The organism is Pantoea sp. 22096, from assembly GCF_052045955.1.
Lineage (GTDB): Bacteria > Pseudomonadota > Gammaproteobacteria > Enterobacterales > Enterobacteriaceae > Pantoea > Pantoea alfalfae.
Genome location: NZ_JBQEPW010000003.1, coordinates 106697 through 125055 on the forward strand (window position 1 = coordinate 106697; position 18359 = coordinate 125055).

Consider the following 18359-nt stretch of genomic DNA (forward strand, 5'->3'; position numbering starts at 1 on the left):
TCGTTTCCCGATAAACCGCCAATGACGTACCCGGCGGCTCAAAGCAGAGCAAAATTTCTGTGTAATAAGCCAGTTAGCAAAAATGCCTTCTGACCTGCTATTCATCATCCTGATGTGCAGCCAGCACTGGTAAATACCAGTGCTGTGCCGCCTCAGTTATCTGCTGTAGTTGTGGCTCATCCAGCACACGGCAAAGACGCTGCAGATAGGGATCGCCGCCCTCGCCCTCCACCTGATAGTTACCCTGCCAGGCGGTCAGCAGTCGATTACGCGCTTTGAGCTGCGTCGCTTCATCGGTCAGCAACTGCTGGCTTTTTTTGTCATAGCTGGCGGTCAGCCACGCGCCGCCACTCTTGTTAAGCAACATCAGCGGCTGGCGCATACCCGCGAGATAGCCTGCGACATATTCATTCAGCGCAGCGATCGCCTCAGCCTGCGGTACGGCGAGGAAACACCAGCGGCTCTGCTGCCGGCCAAACATCCGGCTGCTGCCGGTGCCGCCCAGTGCGCAGTAGACCAGATGCTCCAGCCAGAGTAACAGTCCGTCGTTCATGTTGAGCACGCCAGGCCGCCAGCGCAGCAATCCATCACTCTGTACCTGCGTCAGCCAGCCGGTTAAGCTGATCTGCTCCAGTTGCAGATTCACTTCCCAGCTCTCGCCGTCGCTGCGTTGGGTGACCACTTCTGCCGCTACTTCCTGCATCTCATCGCGCTGCGCCTGCCAGAACAGCTCACCGAAAGCGCCATAAGGCAGATTACCGGCCGCACGATGGTGCGCATAAAGTCGCTGAGTATCCTCGCCTTCGACCAGGGCATTCAGCAGTTGCGCATTGATCTGGTAACGCTCCAGATTGTCCAGGGCAAATGGCTCGCTGTCGGGCAGTTCGTTCTCCTCCAGCCAGAAACTCACGCCGAGCCGCTGGTGGAACCAGGCGCGGACCGGATGTCGCCAGAAGCGCAGGAACGCCTCCAGCGTGAGCGCGTCAATTAGCGGCGCTTCCAGCGGCTGAACGAAAGCGGGTTGCGGCTGCCCTGCTCCCTGCGCGGCAGGCAGCCACTCACGGGCGAAGCTCTGGAGTCTGGCAGCCGGCTGGAAGTTTTCCGCGGCAAATGGCATCCGGCTGTGCAGGTGCTGCAGGTGCATCCGCACCCGCGCGGCACTCTCATCCAGCTCAAGATGACCGTCACCCTCCAGATAAAAACTCTGACCAATGTAATCCAGCAGTTCTGTGACCAGTACTGAAGGGTAGCGTTCCGTATTATCCTGTATCGCGCGGCCGATATAACTGATATAGAGCTGCTGCTGTGCCGAAATCATCGCCTCCAGGAAGAGGTAGCGATCATCATCGCGGCGGCTGCGGTCGCCTTTGCGGGACTGCTGCTGCATCAGGTCAAAGCCTAACGGTGCCAGGGTCCGGGGATAGACGCCGTCGTTCATGCCAAGCAGACAGACCAGCTGAAAAGGAATGGAGCGCATCGGCATCAGGGTGCAGAAGTTAATCTGTCCAGCCAGAAAACGCTGGCTGATGCGCTGCTGATCAAGCCGGCTACGTAAATCATCGCGCAGCAGCGCCACCGGAATCGCCTCTTCAAAGCGCGCATCCATGCCATATTCGATCAATTGCTGCCACTGCTCTTCCACCAGCAGCAGAGCAGCCTCGGTTTCTGCATCAGGGCTGAAAAAGGCATTCAGCAACTCCCGGCACAGTGGCAGCCAGGCGACCAGCGGACGGGGTTCGGCCAGCAGCTGCCGCCAGTGATTAAGCCGGGAAAGCAGCTCAGCCAGATGTCCCGCCAGTTCCCCCACCAGACCACTCGACTCGTCATAAGGCAGAATCCCTTCCCAGTCACCGTTGTGGCTCTCCATCGCATAGCCCAGCAGCATGCGCTGCAGGCCAAAGCGCCAGGTGTGCTGGCCGGTAATCGGGAGTGACAGCGCTTCCACGCTGGCATCATCCAGCCCCCAGCGCACACCCGATTCGCTGACCCAACGCCGGAGTAAGCGCAGGCCGCTTTCATCAATAGAGAAATGAGCAGCCAGCGCCGGGACATCCAGCAGCGCCAGCACATCCTCTGAGACAAAACGGCTGTCCGGCAGTGCCAGCAGATTCAGAAATGCCACAATGGCCGGATGCGCCTGACTGGCCCTCCGGTCTGAAATCGCAAACGGCAGGTAGCGATCAGGGGGCGCGTTGGCGAACACCGCCTGAATAAACGGCGCGTAGGCGTCGATGTCTGCCACCATGACGATAATGTCACGCGCTTTCAGCGTCGGATCGGTCTCCATCATCGCCAGCAGATGATCCTGCAATACTTCGACTTCACGCTGAGCGCTGTGGCAGACCTGTACCACAATAGAGCGGTCATCCGGATCCAGACAGCGCTTCTTATCGCTATGCGCCAGTTCCGCCGCATTCAGTCCGATGATGGCGTTATCCTGCAGGTTGAGAAGATCGTGCTGCATGCAGTGCAGCAGGTTATCCGGTTCTACATCCACAAACGCATCAATATCGTCGTTTGACTCCATCTGACTGAGCAGATACAGGTTATCGCGCCCCAGCTTGCCCCATGAGGCAAGTAGCGGGTTAGTGAGCTGCTGTTCGCCAGCGTCATTAAACAGTGCCGGTGCCTGTTCTGCATCCCGGAAAAGTCCGCGTGATTCATCGGCACCATGACGTCGGCGCTGACGGCTCTGCAGTTTCGCCAGAAACGCATAATCCTGAATGTCGCCCCAGTAGTCGCGGCAGGGATTGGTGAACAGCAGATGGATGTCGATGTGACGTCCCAGCGCCTGCAACGCCTGCAGATAGACTGGCGGCAGCGCAGAGATACCACAGATGAAGACCCGTTTCGGCAGATTTTCTGGCGTGGTTTTCGCCTGCTCCAGCGTCTGAATAAATCGCGAATAGAGGTTGGCACGGTGCCATTCGGGCTGGCGCAGCGCCTGGGTATAAGTTACCAGATCACGCCACAGTGCGGCCTGCCAGCGCTGCGCTTCACCCAGCCCCTCAATGGTTTCGCCACGTTCCCAGCTGTTGAGCCAGTCGGCACGATAAACCAGATACTGGTCGAACAGATCGGCCACGCGTGAACTGAGCTGATACAGTTTTCGTTTGTCGCCGTCGTCATGGAGATAGTGGCGTAAAGAGACAAACTCTTCATGTTCGAGCATCACTGGCAGCCGGTGCATCAGCTTCCAGCCCATGCTGGCCTTGCTGAAAGCACTTTCTACCGGGATATCGGGCAGTACGCGGACGAACATCTCCCAGATAAAACTGGCAGGCAGCGGAAATTCGATATTGGCGGCAATGCCAAAGGTTTGCGCCAGCTCCATCTGCAGCCATTGCGCCATTCCCGGGCTCTGCACCAGCACCATTTCTGAGGCGAAAGGATCATCAAGAGGGTCATGTTTAATCACCGCCGCCGCCAGAATCTTCAGCACATCAAGCTGATTTGAGTGATAAACGTGAAACATGAAAACTCCTGTGATAACTCAGAACGTGACTGCGGTATTGCGGCTCTGTCACTTTACCGCGTATCGCGGTTGAAACCCATCAAAAGGGCGACCCACGACCTTTAACATCGCAGGCGCGTCAGCGTAGCGTTGCGCTGAAAAGGCCCCTTCACGTCAGCCCGCTCCAGGGTGCAGCCTGAAGGGCCGCTCTGCTGTTGCAGCGTCGATGTCCACCCGGCAACGTCATGCCCTGCCAGTCCCTGCTCAGCCACCCGCCATGCCTCGCGCTGATACCACTGCTGACTGAATCCCAGCGCCAGTGCGCGATGATAGTGCAACAGCGTGCTGCTGCTTAATGCCATTAACAGCAGAGCAAACAACACTTCCGGCAGACTGAATCCGCCGCATTTACTGGCAGGTTGCCGGGGACGTGAGCGGGCAATAGTCAATCCAGCCGTGCGGCAGCGCGCTAATCTGATTGCCCCGTAAACGTATCCAATGCCAGACCGCCATGCCACTGCCGCTGGCCTCACCTTTAAGCAGACCTTCATCCTTTTCACCTCGCTGTAAACAGCTGCGCCAGCCCTGGCGATCATCCTGCTGACACAGGGCTGACTCCGTCGCTGGCCAGCTCAGGGAAAGCCCCCATTGCAGCGCCGACTGTGCCCGCCAGAAATCCTGAATAAACTGCTGCTCATCCGCCAGCAGTCGCATTCCCTGCTCAGACATCTTTCGGCTGGCATGTAGCGTAAAACTGCCGATCACCATAATCATTAACACCATGCCCAGCGCACTGCTGCCCCGCTGCTTCACAGGTTCGCGCCCTCCACCCAACTCTCCACCGTTTCAAGCCAGCGTCCGGCCCGCCCCTGCAGCACTATCCTGATCTGAGCGCCCTGTTGGCTGATGCCGAACTGCTCCACTGTCATGAATGCGGGATCGGAGAGCCGCTCCCAGCCCGCTGACTGACACTGGTCAACACCGCGTTGCATCTCAAGCTGCTGCTGGCGCAGGCGAAAGCCGTAATAGTCACTCTCTGCATGACCCACCGGTTCCCATTTACCATTGCTGTTCTCATCCCAGCGCAGCAGCAGGCAGTGCTCGCTGATTTTCAGTGCGCCACTGCCGCACTCACCGTGACAATAACCGGCACGCCGCACCGCCTTTTCCAGCGTCACCATAATCTGCTGTAATTCCTGACGCAGCTGCGCCTGTTGCAGCACGCCCGCATTCTCCGCCAGCAGCAGCGGCAGAAAACGACCGGTACTGAGCATCACGACGGCGCTGATTGCCATGGCGATTAGCATCTCCAGCAGGCTGAATCCGTCGATTTTCAACGGCACGTCTCCTCATCCGTTATGCAGAGGCGAATTCGGGCTCTGGCTGAGATAATCAGCCGCATGCGTCCGGCGCTGTTCCCCAGCTCAATACTGCCCGCTTTAGCGACATTGCGGCGGCCATAGAAGCCCGGCTCGCCCCGAATGTCATAGAGTGCAACGCCCGCGTGCGGCACGATGAAATGCAACCTTTTCCCTTGATCACACCCCGTAACGGGGCGGCTGCCGGCACCGATGCACCAGGGATTGCCAGGCTGTGACCATAATACCAGGTCGCTATTTTGCCGGTTGGCCTGGGCGCGCAGTCGTAGCAGGAATCCCTGCAATTGCTGAGCGCTGTCGCGCAGTTGCTGCCGCTGTTGCCAGCGCTGCCAGCCGTGCAGCGCAGCAACGCTCAGCATGCCGGTAATCACCATCACCAGCAGCAGTTCCGGCAGGGTAAAACCGCGTAAGTGTGCTGTTTTCATGAAGACAGAGTGCGGGTGATGAACGGGGGAAACAACAGGCGTTGTGACAGGCTGGAAAGCGTGCCGCAGAGAATCATCCCCCGCAAACAGGCAGTGGCAGAAGCGTGCGAGCGGTGCCGCAAATTTACCGGTTTGCAGGCAAAAAAAAGCCCCGGCGAAGTTGCCAGGGCGTTATCGTTTACTGCGGATCAGATGGCGACAGGCGCTTTGATCGCGGGATGCGGATCGTAGCCTTCAATCTCGAAATCGTCGAACTGATAGTCAAACAGTGACGCTGGTTTGCGTTTGATCTTAAGCTTTGGCAGCGGACGCGGCTCGCGGGTCAGCTGCAGGCGCGCCTGCTCCAGATGATTGCTGTAGAGGTGCGTGTCACCGCCGGTCCAGACGAAGTCGCCTACCTGCAGATCGCACTGCTGCGCCACCATATGCACCAGCAGCGCATAGCTGGCGATGTTAAACGGCAGGCCCAGGAAGATGTCGCACGAGCGCTGATAAAGCTGGCAGGAGAGCTTGCCGTCCGCTACGTAGAACTGGAAGAACGCGTGGCAGGGGGCCAGCGCCATCTCGCTGAGTTCGCCGACGTTCCAGGCAGAAACAATAATCCGGCGTGAGTCAGGATCGCGCTTCAGCTGCTCCATCACCTGGCTTAACTGGTCAATTTCCTGACCGCTGGACGTTCCCCAGCTGCGCCACTGTTTGCCATACACCGGGCCAAGGTCGCCATTCTCATCTGCCCACTCGTCCCAGATGGAGACGTTGTTTTCCTTAAGATAACCGATGTTGGTGTCACCTTTCAGGAACCACAGCAGCTCATGAATAATGGAGCGGATATGGCATTTCTTGGTGGTGACCAGCGGAAAACCATCCTGCAGATTGAAACGCATCTGGTGACCAAAAATTGAAAGCGTACCGGTGCCGGTACGGTCAGATTTTGGTGTGCCTTCCTGCAGCACATGTTGCATTAAATCCAGATACTGTTTCATTTTTCCTCGCGAAATTGTGGCTGCGGGCGACGACGATACGCCCAGATCATCATAATAATACCGGCAACAATCATCGGCACAGAAAGGATCTGCCCCATACTGATTCCGCCTTCAAACAGGCCAAGCTGGGCATCCGGCTGGCGGAAGAACTCAACGATTATACGGAAGGCACCGTAGCCAATCAGGAACAGGCCTGAGACGCTGCCCATCGGGCGCGGCTTGCGAATAAACAGGTTCAGAATGATAAACAGCACCACACCTTCAAGCGCCAGTTCATAGAGCTGCGAAGCATGACGTGGCAGTACGCCGTAGGTGTTAAGCAGTTCCTGATATTGTGGATTGGTGGCGGCCAGCGCAACATCTTCGCTGCGTGAACCCGGGAATAGCATGGCGTAGCGGAAGCCCGGATCGACACGTCCCCACAGCTCGCCGTTAATGAAGTTGCCAAGACGACCGGCACCCAGACCAAACGGGATCAGCGGCGCAATGAAATCCGAAACCTGGAAAAAATTACGTTTAGTGCGGCGGGCAAAGATCAGCATCACCACAATCACTCCGATCAGGCCACCGTGGAACGACATGCCGCCATCCCAGACTTTGAACAGATAGAGAGGATTTTCAAGGAACAGCGGTAAGTTGTAGAACAGGACATAGCCGATACGCCCGCCCAGGAAGACGCCCAGGAAACCGGCGTACAACAGGTTCTCAACTTCCTCTTTTTTCCAGCCGCTGCCTGGCTGATTGGCGCGGCGTACTGCCAGCCACATGGCGAAAACAAAGCCCACCAGATACATCAGACCGTACCAGTGAAGCGAAACCGGTCCGATCGAGAAGATCACCGGATCGAACTGCGGAAATGCAATATAGCCGTTATTCATCATTCACCGTCTATTTTTCAACCCTGAAAAGGGGCGTTGTCAGGCACATAAATTAAGGCTGCGCATCATAGCACAGCCGGTTTTGTGAATTGTCTTGCAAATGTAAACGCGGATAACCCGCCTGGCTTCGTAGTTAGCGACCGCCGCGAATCAATCCACCCAGCCCGCGCCGTTCCATAAAGGCCGAGACCAGATGGCGAACTTCGGTGGCGGTGTCGGCATTCATCCCCTGCTCGCTGAGCTTCTGCACCTCTTCGTGATCCAGATGACGCAACAGATACTTCACGCGCGGTACGTTTTTACCGTTCATGCTGAGATGGTGATACCCCAGGCCGACCAGCAGCGCGACGCACATCGGATCGCCCGCCATTTCACCACACAGGCACAATTCCAGATTGGCCAGGCGGGCTTCCTGCGCGATCGCATTCAGTGCGCGCAGCATCGCCGGATGCAGCGAGTCGTACAGGTTCGCGACGCGGGTGTTGTTACGATCCACCGCCAGCAGATACTGCGTCAGGTCGTTGGTGCCGACCGAGACAAAATCGACCCGTGACGCCAGATGCGGGATCATAAACAGCATTGACGGCACTTCGATCATGATGCCAATACGCGGCGCGGGAATCGTATAGCCCAGCATCTCTTCCACTTCGCGTCCGGCGCGCTCAATCAGCTGTTTTGCGTCGTCGATCTCGTCGATATGACTGATCATCGGCAGCAGGATACTGAGGTTGCCGGAGGCGGCATTGGCGCGCAGCATCGCGCGCACCTGCACCAGGAAAATTTCCGGCTGGTCGAGCGTCAGGCGGATGCCGCGCCAGCCCAGGCAGGGATTCTCTTCACTGATCGGCATGTAAGGCAGCTGTTTGTCTGCTCCCACATCCAGTGTTCGCAGCGTTACCGGCTTGTTGTGGAACAGCTGCAACATGCCCTGATACTGCGCTACCTGCTCCTCTTCCGACGGGAAGCCATTCTGCAGCATAAACGGGATTTCGGTGCGGTAGAGGCCGATGCCATCGACCCAACTGCCCAGCGCCTGTTCATGTTCCGGGCTTAATCCGGCATTCAGCATCACCTGAATACGTTCGCCACTTTTCAGCTCACCCGGCTGATCGACCACGCCTTCCGCCATTTTGCTCAGCGCGTTCTCTTCGCTGATTAGCCGCTGATACTCCTGCACCAGCACCGGCTCGGGATCGATCAGTAGCTCACCGCGATAGCCATCAACAATCAGCAGGCGTTTGTTGAGCTGATGGGGCTGGATGTCAGCGCCCATTACCGTCGGAATGCCCATGGCGCGGGTCAGGATCGCCGCGTGGGAGTTAGCCGCGCCGTCACGCACTACCACACCCGCCAGCCGCTCCTGCGGCAACTCCGCTAAGCTGGTGGCGGTCAGCTCGTCGGCGACCAGCACAAAGCGTTCCGGCCAGGCATTGGTGCCGACCAGGGTATCATCGAGGTGAAACAGCAGACGCTGGCCCAGCACCCGCAGATCGCCTGCGCGTTCACGCAGATAGTTGTCAGTCAGGCTGGCGAACTGTTCAGCAAACTTCTCGATCACCTGTTTCACGGCCCACTCCGCGACCGATCCGTGCTCGATCTCGTCGAACAGATCTTTCTTCAGCCGGGCATCGGTTAACAGGTGAGAGTAGAGATCGAAAATGGCCGCGCTCTCTTTCTGTGCGCTGGCGCTGAAACGTTTGCTGAAACGGCGAAATTCATTGGTTGCTTCGCTCATGGCAAGCGACAGACGCTCACGTTCACGCTGCACATCCAGCGTTGAGGCGGCTGAAACCTGATCGAGCAGAGGCTGCGTCTCATCGACCCAGCCGGGTGCCACCGCTACGCCAGGCGCTGCCGCAATAGCGCGCACCCGTGTCTGCCGGAACTGACCAAATAGCTGCCCCATCTGAGACTGCGACAGCAGCGCCGCCATCTGAGTGGCGAGCGTAACCAGGAATGACTCTTCGCTTTCATCAAACTGACGATGTTCGCGCTGCTGCACCACCAGCACGCCAAGAAGTTGACGACGGCTGATAATGGGCACGCCGAGGAAGGAGCGATAGCGCTCCTCTTTGACTGCGGGGATATATTTAAAGCTGGGGTGACTCTGGGCGTCAGCAAGGTTAATCGGTTCGGCCAGACGGCCCACTAAACCGACGATACCTTCGTCAAACGCCAGCGTCACGGTGCGGCCACGCGGTTTTTTGAGGCCGCGCGTCGCCATCAGGTAATAGCAGCGACGATCGTGGTCGGCGAGGTAAACGGAACAGACTTCCGTATCCATCGCCAGACAGATTTCATTGACCAGGATGTCGAGTGCTTCATTGAGACGCGGCGCACTCGCCACTTTTTCTACAATTTCGCGCAACTGAGTGAGCATAAAGGGCGTGGCCTAACCTCTCTTACGTCGATGGGCAGGATTATTTCGCTGCCCCGCACTCTCCTGCATAGACATCACCACGCCAGCGAATTCCTTCATTACCCGACGATAGACGTCGCGCTTAAAGGAGACAACCTGACGCACCGGATACCAGAAACTGACCCAGCGCCAGCCGTCAAATTCCGGCGTGCTGCTGTGCTGCACATTGATATCCGCGTCATTACACATTAACTGCAGAAGAAACCACTTTTGTTTCTGGCCGATACATACCGGCTTTGTGTCCCAACGCACCAAACGTTTTGGCAACTTGTAACGTAACCAGTTACGGGTAGAGGCAAGTATTCGAACATCTTTCCGGTGTAATCCAACCTCTTCGAACAGTTCGCGATACATCGCCTGTTCTGCGGTTTCACCGGGATTGATGCCTCCCTGAGGAAATTGCCAGGAGTGCTGTCCAAAGCGCCTGGCCCATAATACTTGTCCCTGCCGGTTACAGATTACGATACCAACATTCGGGCGGTAGCCATCATCATCGATCACCGGACTACCTCAAAGCAAAATTTGAATGGCCTGATTGTTTCACACTCCTTACAGGCGGTAAACCACTGGATTCATGGGGGGTTGAGGCATCAATAGCGGGATAACTCACAGAAAAGGGCATAGTTATAAACAAAGACTGCAAAAAAGCTCGATCTTATTCACCTTTTCTGTGGATAGCTTTGTGCAGAACGCGGGAGTTAACTGAATAACCCTGCTATCACACCTGGGAATACCGAAAAGAGTTAATTCCTTATCTGACTGATTAAAAATGAAATTAATGCAGAATCACGCTTCATTGGCTTTTTATAAACAGCGAATATTTTTACGCCCACTGACAATTGGTTAAATTATAATCACAGTGCTTTTTATCCACAGATAATCGCTCAGGGTTAGGTCAGACCGGTGAAATTCTGTTCAAATGGCGAAAAGTCAAGGCTGTAAATGGAACCAGTACCGCAAAGATAAGGGGGTTATCCCACTTTTCTGTGGATAACCGGACTGGAGATCCTGTTCATTATTGCGGGTAAGCTGGGATAACCCTGACCCACTGCAGATAGCACGAGGGCAATCCACTCAAAAAAGCATGATCTATCATGTTATTATCGAGCCCGGACACGATTTATTTTAGCGGGACAACTTACTTATCCGCACCTGTACACATTTTAATCATTATGAGTTATCAACATGCGTTATCCACCAGGACCACCCGAAGATGAAGCCAGCCTGCTGGCACGCGCGCAGGATTTAGCCGGATTACCTATGGAAACGCTGGCTGCACGTGCCGGCCTGCCCATGCCTGCGGATCTTAAACGCGATAAAGGCTGGGTCGGCATGCTGCTAGAGTGGCACCTTGGGGCGAGCGCGGGCAGCAAAGCGGAACAGGACTTTGCCCATCTGGGTATCGAACTGAAAACCATCCCGATTGATGCACAGGGTAAACCGCTGGAAACCACCTTTGTCTGTGTCGCACCGCTGACCGGTAACAGCGGCGTAACCTGGCTTACCAGCCATGTGCGTCACAAGCTGGCGCGGGTGTTGTGGATCCCGGTTGAAGGTGGGCGTGAGATTCCGCTGCGGGAACGCCGTGTCGGCGCGCCACTGTTGTGGAGCCCGAATGCGGAAGAAGATGAGATGTTGCGACAGGACTGGGAGGAACTGATGGATATGATCGTGCTGGGGCGCGTTGAGCAGATTACCGCACGGCATGGTGCCTGGCTGCAAATCCGGCCCAAAGCCGCCAATAGCAAGGCACTGACCGAGGGAATCGGCGATCAGGGCCAGCCCATTATGACTCTGCCGCGCGGCTTCTACCTGAAGAAGAGCTTCACCGGTCCCCTGCTGGCGCGCCATTTTCTCCTGTAAATCGCGTCTCCTGCGCGACCAATGTCGCAATTTTGTGGGAGATTGGCGAATTCAATGCGTATAATCGCCGTTTACTTTTCGTTTAGGATTGAATGCCGGTATGTTTGAGTGGATTTCCGATCCCAACGCCTGGCTGGCGCTGGGCACCCTGACCATCCTTGAGGTGGTGCTGGGTATTGATAACATCATTTTCCTGTCGCTGGTGGTCGCTAAGCTGCCAAAACACCAGCAAGCCAGTGCACGCCGCATTGGTCTGATGGGCGCGATGCTGATGCGTCTTGGCCTGCTGGCTTCCATCGCGTGGGTCGCCCGTCTGACTAATCCGCTGTTTACGCTGATGGATCATGCATTCTCGGCGCGCGATCTGATTCTGCTGTTTGGCGGTCTGTTCCTGTTGTGGAAATCGAGCATGGAGATCCATGAAACGATTGAAGGCAGTGAAGGCGAGCACAACACCCGCGTTCATTCGTTCCTTGGTGCCATAGTGCAGATCATGATGCTCGACATTATTTTCAGCCTTGACTCCGTGATTACCGCCATCGGCCTCTCTGATCATCTGTTTATTATGATGGCGGCAGTGGTCATTGCAGTGCTGATGATGATGTTTGCCGCACGCGCCATTGGTGAGTTTGTTGAACGCCATCCGTCAGTCAAAATGCTGGCCCTCTCCTTCCTGATTCTGGTCGGTTTTACCCTGATTCTGGAGAGTTTCGCGGTTCACGTACCAAAAGGTTACATTTATTTTGCTATGTTCTTCTCCATGGCGGTTGAGTGCCTTAACCTGATGCGCAGCAAGAAAAAGCACGCCTGATAAAGTCAAGGGCGAGCCTGCTCGCCCGGTTATTTTCAGAATCCTACGATTAACCCTGCCGGCAAAACCATTTATTACTACACTTTTTGCACTTAACGATTTGTGAGGAAGAGGCGAGATGAAAGGGTGGGCAGGCGTAGCAATGGTGATGGTAACCGCAGCGTTCCTGAGTGGATGCAGCTCTGATTATGTCATGGCGACCAAAGATGGCCGGATGATCATGACCGAAGGTAAGCCGAGCATTGATAAAGAGACCGGCCTGGTGCAGTACACCGACCAGACGGGTCACGAGGTGCAGATTAACAGCGACGAGGTCTCAACGATCATTGAACGTTAAGTGCCCGATTTAATCACCTGCCATCGATTCCACGCTGGCAGGCGATTTCCCCGACTTTTCCCCCTTCCTTCCCCGCCGTTGCTCGCGCTATAGTCCCTGAGGACACAACATTCCATTCCATAAAAAAAGGAAGCTGGCAATGCACTATCATCGTATTCCCCACAGCACGCTGGAAGTGAGTCAGCTGGGGTTGGGCACTATGACGTTTGGCGAACAGAACAGTGAAGCCGACGCCCATGCTCAACTGGATTTGGCTATCCGTTCCGGCATCAACTTTATTGATACTGCCGAGATGTATCCGGTGCCACCGCGCCCGGAAACTCAGGGTCTGACCGAACAATACATTGGCAGCTGGCTTAAACAGCGCGGCAGCCGCGACAAAATCATCCTGGCCAGTAAAGTGGCGGGTCCGTCACGCGGCAATGATGCTTCAATTCGCCCGGATATGGCACTTGACCGTAAAAACATCCGCGCCGCACTCGATGCCAGCCTGAAACGCCTGAACACCGACTACCTTGATCTCTACCAGTTGCACTGGCCACAGCGCCAGACCAACTATTTTGGCAAGCTGGGCTATCAGTACAGCGAGACCACGGCGCAGGTGACGCTGCTGGAGACGCTGGAAGCGCTGACCGAGCAGGTGCGCGCCGGCAAAATCCGTTATATCGGCGTGTCGAACGAAACGGCGTGGGGCGTGATGCGCTATCTGCAACTGGCAGAGAAGCATGAGCTGCCGCGCATTATCAGCATTCAGAATCCCTACAGCCTGCTGAACCGCAGTTTTGAAGTGGGTCTGGCCGAAATCAGCCAGCATGAAGGCGTAGAGCTGCTGGCATATTCAAGCCTGGCGTTTGGTACGCTGAGCGGCAAATACCTGAATGGCGCGCAGCCTGCGGGCGCACGCAACACATTGTTCAGCCGCTTTACTCGCTACAGCGGCGAGCAGTCACAGAAGGCGATTGCCGAATATGTGGCGTTGGCTCAGCAGCATCAGATCGACCCGTCGCAGATGGCCCTGGCCTATGTGCGTCAGCAGCCGTTTGTGGCCAGCACGCTGCTGGGCGCCACCACGCTTGAGCAGTTACAGATTAATATCGACAGCGTCAATCTGACCTTAAATGCAGAGATTCTGGAAGGTATTGAGGCGATCCACCGCCGTTACACCTATCCTGCGCCATAAGTACTCTGTTGCCAGCTGCCGCTGTGGCGGCTGGCCTTTCTCACAGGTCGCGATAATAGAGTTTTACCGGCTTATCGGGATACTCAAGCGCTTCGCCCTGTGGCAGCCAGCCAGACCGTTCGTAATACCCCCCAAACGTTGACCACAACCACAACCGTGGATAGCCCTGCGCCTGTGCATAGGCGATGACATGCTGCTGCAGCGCCTCACTGACACCTTTGCCGCGCACCGACTCATCAACATAGAGCGCCGCCAGCCAGGGGAAAAGATCCTGACGGCTGATCAGGTCGCAACGCCAGAATCCCACCGTGCCGATTGCCCTGCCCGCCTCCACGGCGACAAACGTCACCGGAAAATCAGCACCGGTCAGGCTGCTGTTCACCACACTGGCAAAGAACGCCCGGCTTGTGGTTTCACCAAATGCGCGCCACTGCCAGTCGATGATCTGATCGGCAAATTGGGGGGCATCGCTGAGCGAGACGATTTCAATCACATCAGTTTCCCCTGAAAGATCGGGACTGAATCAAACAGGTAGCCATCAAAGTCAGGCGCATCGGCGTCGGAAAGCTCCAGCAGCGTATTCTTGACGTTCTCGAGGTGCTGCCAGGTAGATTGCCAGGCCCCCATCACATCACGCCGACGCAGAGCGGCCAGGATGGTCTGGTGATCGCCGAGCCATTTCAGGCGATAGGCGCGGGTTTCAAACTGCGGGCGCAGCTGCTGCCAGAGCGGGCTACTGTCATGATGTCGCCAGATACTGGTGACGGTATCGAGCAGCATCTGGTTCTGACTGGCACCCGCCAGCAGCAGATGAAACAACTTATCGTTGTCCTGACTGCTATCGTTGGCGGCGATAGCACGCTGCTCCTGTTCCAGCGTTCGGCGCAGATTTTCGATGTCCGCTTTGGTCGCCATTTTTGCGGCAAAGGCTGCAATATTGCTCTCCAGCAACTGACGTGCCTGTAGCATTTCAAACGGGCCAACGTCGCTGCGGAAGAAGGCCTCTTCTTCATCATCACTGGCGGAAGGAATACGCATCACATAGACGCCGGAGCTCTGGCGGATATCCACCGTACCTTCCAGCTCCAGCATCAATAATGCCTCGCGCACGATGGTCCGGCTGACGCCCCAGGTTTCAGCCAGCTGACGTTCAGGCGGCAGGCGCGATCCCACCGGATAGTGTCCGTCACAAATCTGCTGACGCAGGTGCTGACCAATTTCCTGATACTGCTTTTTTTCTTGCGGCGCTTCGGCTTTGTCCACACTGTCACCCTTTGCAATCAATGCGCTAACGGCATTGCCGCGGTTCCCTGCGCGACAATGCCCGCGAACCGGAGAGGCTGGCTCGCAAACTGGGGCTCAGTGTATCAAAGCCAGCGCCTGATCGAGTACCTTTGCACCATTCAGCGTGCCGTAAGCAACCGTATCAATTACCGCGATGGGCAACTGATAGCTGTCGGTGAGTTTTCTGTTCTCTTCCAGTTTGAAGCGCACCTGTGGCCCGAGCAGCACGACCACCACCTCGTTGCCGTAGTTTTGCAGCTCTTCACGCAGGTTTTGCTCCGGAATAGCGTAGATCTGAAATGCCAGTCCGCGAGCGGCAGCCTCCTTTTCCATCCGCGTCACCACCATTGAGGTCGACATGCCTGCAGCACAGGCCAGAACAATTCGTTTCATGCGCGTTTCCTCGCGTTATTTCGGCTCATCATCAAGCCATAGGGTGAATTGCTGCGTGTCGCACAGCGTACGGAACCAGTGGGCAGATTTCTTCATACGGCGCTGACGCTGCTTATCTAAGTCGATTTCGATAAGACCATAGCGATTTTTAAAGGCATTCATTGGCGAGACATTGTCGGTAAACGCCCACAGCATATAGCCCTGACAGTTAATCCCCGCCTGGCTGGCGCGTATCGCCTGATGCAGGTGCTCGCTGATAAACGCGATGCGGTAATCGTCCTGAATCTCCCCTTCGGCATTTTTGAACTGCGTTTCGTCCTCAATTCCCATACCACTTTCAGCCACAAACCACGGGATATTGCCGTACTCATCGCGCATCCGCTGCGCCATATCCCAGATAATTTCAGGCTGAATTTCCCAGCCGCGTGAACGGTTCATCCGCCGCCCCGGCAGTTCAAAATGTTCGTAATACCAGGCGGGATGAAAGGGTGTCTCGGGATGCCAGGCGCGGGACGGTGCCTTCACGCGATGCGGATAGTAGAGATTAAGCCCGACCTCATCGACGGTATTGGCGGCAATAATCGCCAGCTCTTCCGGGGTGGTTTCCCACTCAATCTGATGCTTATCAAGCAGCGCCAGCAGCTCCGCCGGATACTCGCCTTTAATGGCGGGATCGAGAAACACCCGATTGTAGAACAGGTCATAAATATGCGCCGCCTTCTGGTCGTGCGGGGCTGATGATCGCGGATAGGTGACTTCCGGATTGAGTATGGTACCAATGCGACCGGCATAGCCTGCCGCGCGGAACAGCTGCACTACCCGGGCGGTAGCAAGATTCTTGTGGTGGTTCCACTGCATCCATTTATGGGTGTTCTGCTCATAAGGCCAGCGCAGCGCGTCGAGATAGACGCGGGTCTGCACCACAATCGGCTCGTTAAACACAAACCAGCGCGTGACCCGACCGGCATAGCGTTTAAACACCTGTTCGACATAGCGGATAAACAGTTCAACGACATGCTTTGACTGCCAGCCGCCATACTGCTCCAGCAGCGTGGCGGGCAGCTCGTAATGCTCCAGACAGAGCATCAGTTCAATGCCCTGGCACTGCATTTCATCAATAAGCCGGTCATAGTAAGCCGCGTATTCCTCATCGACCGTAGCGGTTTCGTAATCGATCAGGAAACGCGACCAGTTGATCGAAGTGCGGTAGTGGGTCAGCCCGCTGGCCTTCATTAACGCAACATCCTCACTAAAGCGGTTAATAAAGTCGGTGGCAACCGCCGGACCGTAGCCGTTGTGCCAGACGTGGCGATCCTGCTGATACCAGGCGTCAGGCCAGGAGTCCTGCCCCGCTTTTTTTCCGCTCCAGCCTTCCGTCTGCCAGGCGGAGGCAGCAGCCCCCAGAATGAAATTCTCAGGTATGTGGACAGTCTGACGACTCATAACACCTCCGTTCGGTTGGGATTCAGCTCCGGTTGCAGGTTCTTTGCTTCCGCTGCATCCGCGCGGCGGGCTGCGACTTTCACAAATGGCAGATAGATGAGTACTGATACCAGAATGCAGACGATCTGCGTCACCACCGCACCCATCGATCCGGCCGTTGACAGCCAGGCATTGATAATCGGAGGCGTGGTCCAGGGCACCATCACCACGGCTTTCCCGGCAAATCCCATCACCGTAGCGAAGTAACCGATAGAACCTGTCACTAGCGGTGTGATGATGAAAGGGATAGCCAGGATTGGATTAAGCATAATCGGCATACCAAATATAACCGGCTCGTTGATATTGAAAAGGCCTGGCCCAAACGACAGTTTGGCGATTTCACGCATCTCTTTGCGTCGCGTCGCCAGCATCACGGCGGTGAGCAGCCCGATGGTCAGGCCGGAACCGCCGATGCTCATATAAACATCCCAGAACGGCATGGTGATGATGTTTGGTGCCTCTTTCCCCTGCTCAAAAGCGGTCATGTTGACCATAATCGCGCCCAGCAACAGCGGCTCACGGATCGGTTTCACCATCTGGTTGCCGTGAATACCAATCACCCAGAACAACTGGGCGACGAACATCAGAATCAGAATGCCCCACAGGCTCTGCACCACCGACTCCAGCGGCTGCTGCACCACCTGGTATACCGCGTCGTAAAGGTACATGCCGGTGACGCGATGGAAGATAAAGCCGAAGGTCGCTATCAGCGTTACGGTGATGATTGAGGGGATTAGCGCGGAGAAAGAGGCGGCCACGTTGGGCGGCACCGTGTCGGGCATTTTGATTTTCAGCCGTTCAACCTGTTCGAGGCGGCAGTAAATCTCTACGGACAGAATGGCGATAAACATGCCGAGAAACAGGCTCTTGGTATCGGAGAATTGTTTGGCCAGTACGTCGGTAACCAGGTGCATCTGCCCATCGACCATCATCTGTAAGGTGGTCGGCGTCACGGATACAAAGCAGATGATTGCCAGCAGGCCGGGAAACAGCGTTTTTATACCGTTGATGCGCCCAAGCTCAATACCAATCAGGAACACCGCACCAATGTTAAGAAAGCTAAGCGTGGCGTAATTGATACTGCTGGTGATGGGCTTAAGATCAGCTAAAAAAGCCAGGGCGGCAAAGCTGGCAAGGCCATTTTTGCTGTCCAGCACCATGTTAGAGATCAATACCGAGAAGGCGCCAACAATGATCACCGGCATCAGGGTAATGAACGAGGCTTTAATCGCCATGATGTAGCGATAACTGTTAAAGCGGGTGGCAAAGCTGCCCAGGGAATCGATAAGGCGGTCCTGTAGAGACATGATCAACCCTCAGAGATGTAAGATCGGTATTCCTGTAATCGTCGTGGTCTTCCCTGTTAGTGGCATACCAAAATGACGAATCTCCTCGGTTTTTTCTGTGACGGATCTCCCGGAAACGCTTATTGGCATTCCAGTATGATAAAAACGGCCAATTTGGCATACCA

18 protein-coding genes are annotated in these 18359 nt (G+C 55.9%); 4 read left to right on the plus strand and 14 right to left on the minus strand.

Annotation, left to right across the window (positions count from 1 at the left end; translation table 11 throughout):
• Window positions 1–97 precede the first annotated feature (97 nt).
• The 9 genes from recC to rppH all read right to left on the minus strand — a co-directional run bounded on the left by recC (window position 98) and on the right by rppH (window position 10039).
• Window positions 98–3475 (minus strand): exodeoxyribonuclease V subunit gamma, encoded by a 3378-nt coding sequence (gene recC / locus ACTJKZ_RS13175; RefSeq protein ID WP_161732855.1) that lies wholly within the window; start codon window positions 3473–3475, stop codon window positions 98–100.
• A gap of 101 nt (window positions 3476–3576) precedes the next feature.
• Window positions 3577–3903 (minus strand): prepilin-type N-terminal cleavage/methylation domain-containing protein, encoded by a 327-nt coding sequence (locus ACTJKZ_RS13180; protein WP_237566690.1) that lies wholly within the window; start codon window positions 3901–3903, stop codon window positions 3577–3579.
• Complete coding sequence (locus tag ACTJKZ_RS13185; RefSeq protein WP_161732857.1) at window positions 3863–4267, minus strand: DUF2509 family protein; 405 nt, start codon at window positions 4265–4267, stop codon at window positions 3863–3865. The genes ACTJKZ_RS13180 and ACTJKZ_RS13185 overlap by 41 nt, the downstream gene beginning before the upstream one ends.
• A complete protein-coding gene (locus ACTJKZ_RS13190) occupies window positions 4264–4791 on the minus strand; it encodes a prepilin peptidase-dependent protein (protein ID WP_161732860.1) in 528 nt (175 codons plus the stop codon). Before ACTJKZ_RS13190 ends, ACTJKZ_RS13185 begins: the two co-directional genes overlap by 4 nt.
• Entirely contained in the window at window positions 4788–5258 is a 471-nt protein-coding gene (locus tag ACTJKZ_RS13195; RefSeq protein WP_161732862.1) for a prepilin-type N-terminal cleavage/methylation domain-containing protein, read from the minus strand. Before ACTJKZ_RS13195 ends, ACTJKZ_RS13190 begins: the two co-directional genes overlap by 4 nt.
• Window positions 5259–5446: 188 nt before the next feature.
• Complete coding sequence (gene thyA, locus ACTJKZ_RS13200) at window positions 5447–6241, minus strand: thymidylate synthase (RefSeq protein ID WP_161732864.1); 795 nt, start codon at window positions 6239–6241, stop codon at window positions 5447–5449.
• Window positions 6238–7119 carry a prolipoprotein diacylglyceryl transferase gene (gene lgt, locus ACTJKZ_RS13205; RefSeq protein WP_033733822.1) on the minus strand — a complete coding sequence of 294 codons (882 nt, stop codon included), beginning with the start codon at window positions 7117–7119 and terminating at the stop codon, window positions 6238–6240. Before lgt ends, thyA begins: the two co-directional genes overlap by 4 nt.
• Window positions 7120–7252: 133 nt before the next feature.
• Window positions 7253–9499 (minus strand): phosphoenolpyruvate--protein phosphotransferase, encoded by a 2247-nt coding sequence (gene ptsP, locus ACTJKZ_RS13210; RefSeq protein ID WP_161732866.1) that lies wholly within the window; start codon window positions 9497–9499, stop codon window positions 7253–7255.
• 12 nt (window positions 9500–9511) lie between these two features.
• Window positions 9512–10039, minus strand: coding sequence for an RNA pyrophosphohydrolase (gene rppH, locus ACTJKZ_RS13215; RefSeq protein ID WP_009087042.1), 528 nt, complete (start codon window positions 10037–10039; stop codon window positions 9512–9514).
• A gap of 684 nt (window positions 10040–10723) precedes the next feature.
• Here rppH and mutH point away from each other — a divergent pair.
• From mutH to ACTJKZ_RS13235, 4 genes are all read left to right on the plus strand, one after another.
• Entirely contained in the window at window positions 10724–11401 is a 678-nt protein-coding gene (gene mutH, locus ACTJKZ_RS13220; protein ID WP_110330840.1) for a DNA mismatch repair endonuclease MutH, read from the plus strand.
• A gap of 100 nt (window positions 11402–11501) precedes the next feature.
• On the plus strand, window positions 11502–12212 hold the full coding sequence (locus tag ACTJKZ_RS13225; protein ID WP_003853954.1) for a TerC family protein: 711 nt from the start codon (window positions 11502–11504) through the stop codon (window positions 12210–12212).
• Window positions 12213–12330: 118 nt separating this feature from the next.
• Complete coding sequence (locus tag ACTJKZ_RS13230; protein WP_150014112.1) at window positions 12331–12549, plus strand: YgdI/YgdR family lipoprotein; 219 nt, start codon at window positions 12331–12333, stop codon at window positions 12547–12549.
• 139 nt (window positions 12550–12688) lie between these two features.
• The gene (locus ACTJKZ_RS13235; RefSeq protein WP_161732868.1) at window positions 12689–13729 is read left to right on the plus strand and encodes an NADP(H)-dependent aldo-keto reductase; all 1041 of its coding nucleotides are present in this window, start codon (window positions 12689–12691) and stop codon (window positions 13727–13729) included.
• A gap of 40 nt (window positions 13730–13769) precedes the next feature.
• On the opposite strand, the gene ACTJKZ_RS13240 is transcribed toward ACTJKZ_RS13235, so the two are convergent.
• From ACTJKZ_RS13240 to ACTJKZ_RS13260, 5 genes are all read right to left on the minus strand, one after another.
• Window positions 13770–14222, minus strand: a complete 453-nt coding sequence (locus ACTJKZ_RS13240) for a GNAT family N-acetyltransferase (RefSeq protein ID WP_222925031.1) — start codon at window positions 14220–14222, stop codon at window positions 13770–13772.
• Window positions 14219–14992 carry an FCD domain-containing protein gene (locus tag ACTJKZ_RS13245; protein ID WP_010248663.1) on the minus strand — a complete coding sequence of 258 codons (774 nt, stop codon included), beginning with the start codon at window positions 14990–14992 and terminating at the stop codon, window positions 14219–14221. Before ACTJKZ_RS13245 ends, ACTJKZ_RS13240 begins: the two co-directional genes overlap by 4 nt.
• A gap of 96 nt (window positions 14993–15088) precedes the next feature.
• Window positions 15089–15406: a PTS sugar transporter subunit IIB gene (locus ACTJKZ_RS13250; protein ID WP_010248665.1), complete on the minus strand. Its 318-nt coding sequence runs from the start codon at window positions 15404–15406 to the stop codon at window positions 15089–15091.
• 15 nt (window positions 15407–15421) lie between these two features.
• The gene (locus ACTJKZ_RS13255) at window positions 15422–16849 is read right to left on the minus strand and encodes a glycoside hydrolase family 1 protein (protein ID WP_253419927.1); all 1428 of its coding nucleotides are present in this window, start codon (window positions 16847–16849) and stop codon (window positions 15422–15424) included.
• Window positions 16846–18195: a PTS sugar transporter subunit IIC gene (locus tag ACTJKZ_RS13260; protein ID WP_161732874.1), complete on the minus strand. Its 1350-nt coding sequence runs from the start codon at window positions 18193–18195 to the stop codon at window positions 16846–16848. Before ACTJKZ_RS13260 ends, ACTJKZ_RS13255 begins: the two co-directional genes overlap by 4 nt.
• Between the last annotated feature and the right edge of the window lie 164 nt (window positions 18196–18359).

What these genes read in the sequence shown, in the direction of transcription:
- recC (WP_161732855.1), bottom strand. Translation starts at nt 3,475, where the DNA reads ATGTTTCACGTTTATCACTCAAATCAGCTTGATGTGCTGAAGATTCTG.
- ACTJKZ_RS13195 (WP_161732862.1), bottom strand. Translation starts at nt 5,258, where the DNA reads ATGAAAACAGCACACTTACGCGGTTTTACCCTGCCGGAACTGCTGCTG.
- thyA (WP_161732864.1), bottom strand. Translation starts at nt 6,241, where the DNA reads ATGAAACAGTATCTGGATTTAATGCAACATGTGCTGCAGGAAGGCACA.
- lgt (WP_033733822.1), bottom strand. Translation starts at nt 7,119, where the DNA reads ATGAATAACGGCTATATTGCATTTCCGCAGTTCGATCCGGTGATCTTC.
- ptsP (WP_161732866.1), bottom strand. Translation starts at nt 9,499, where the DNA reads ATGCTCACTCAGTTGCGCGAAATTGTAGAAAAAGTGGCGAGTGCGCCG.
- mutH (WP_110330840.1), top strand. Translation starts at nt 10,724, where the DNA reads ATGCGTTATCCACCAGGACCACCCGAAGATGAAGCCAGCCTGCTGGCA.
- ACTJKZ_RS13225 (WP_003853954.1), top strand. Translation starts at nt 11,502, where the DNA reads ATGTTTGAGTGGATTTCCGATCCCAACGCCTGGCTGGCGCTGGGCACC.
- ACTJKZ_RS13230 (WP_150014112.1), top strand. Translation starts at nt 12,331, where the DNA reads ATGAAAGGGTGGGCAGGCGTAGCAATGGTGATGGTAACCGCAGCGTTC.
- ACTJKZ_RS13235 (WP_161732868.1), top strand. Translation starts at nt 12,689, where the DNA reads ATGCACTATCATCGTATTCCCCACAGCACGCTGGAAGTGAGTCAGCTG.
- ACTJKZ_RS13250 (WP_010248665.1), bottom strand. Translation starts at nt 15,406, where the DNA reads ATGAAACGAATTGTTCTGGCCTGTGCTGCAGGCATGTCGACCTCAATG.
- ACTJKZ_RS13255 (WP_253419927.1), bottom strand. Translation starts at nt 16,849, where the DNA reads ATGAGTCGTCAGACTGTCCACATACCTGAGAATTTCATTCTGGGGGCT.
- ACTJKZ_RS13260 (WP_161732874.1), bottom strand. Translation starts at nt 18,195, where the DNA reads ATGTCTCTACAGGACCGCCTTATCGATTCCCTGGGCAGCTTTGCCACC.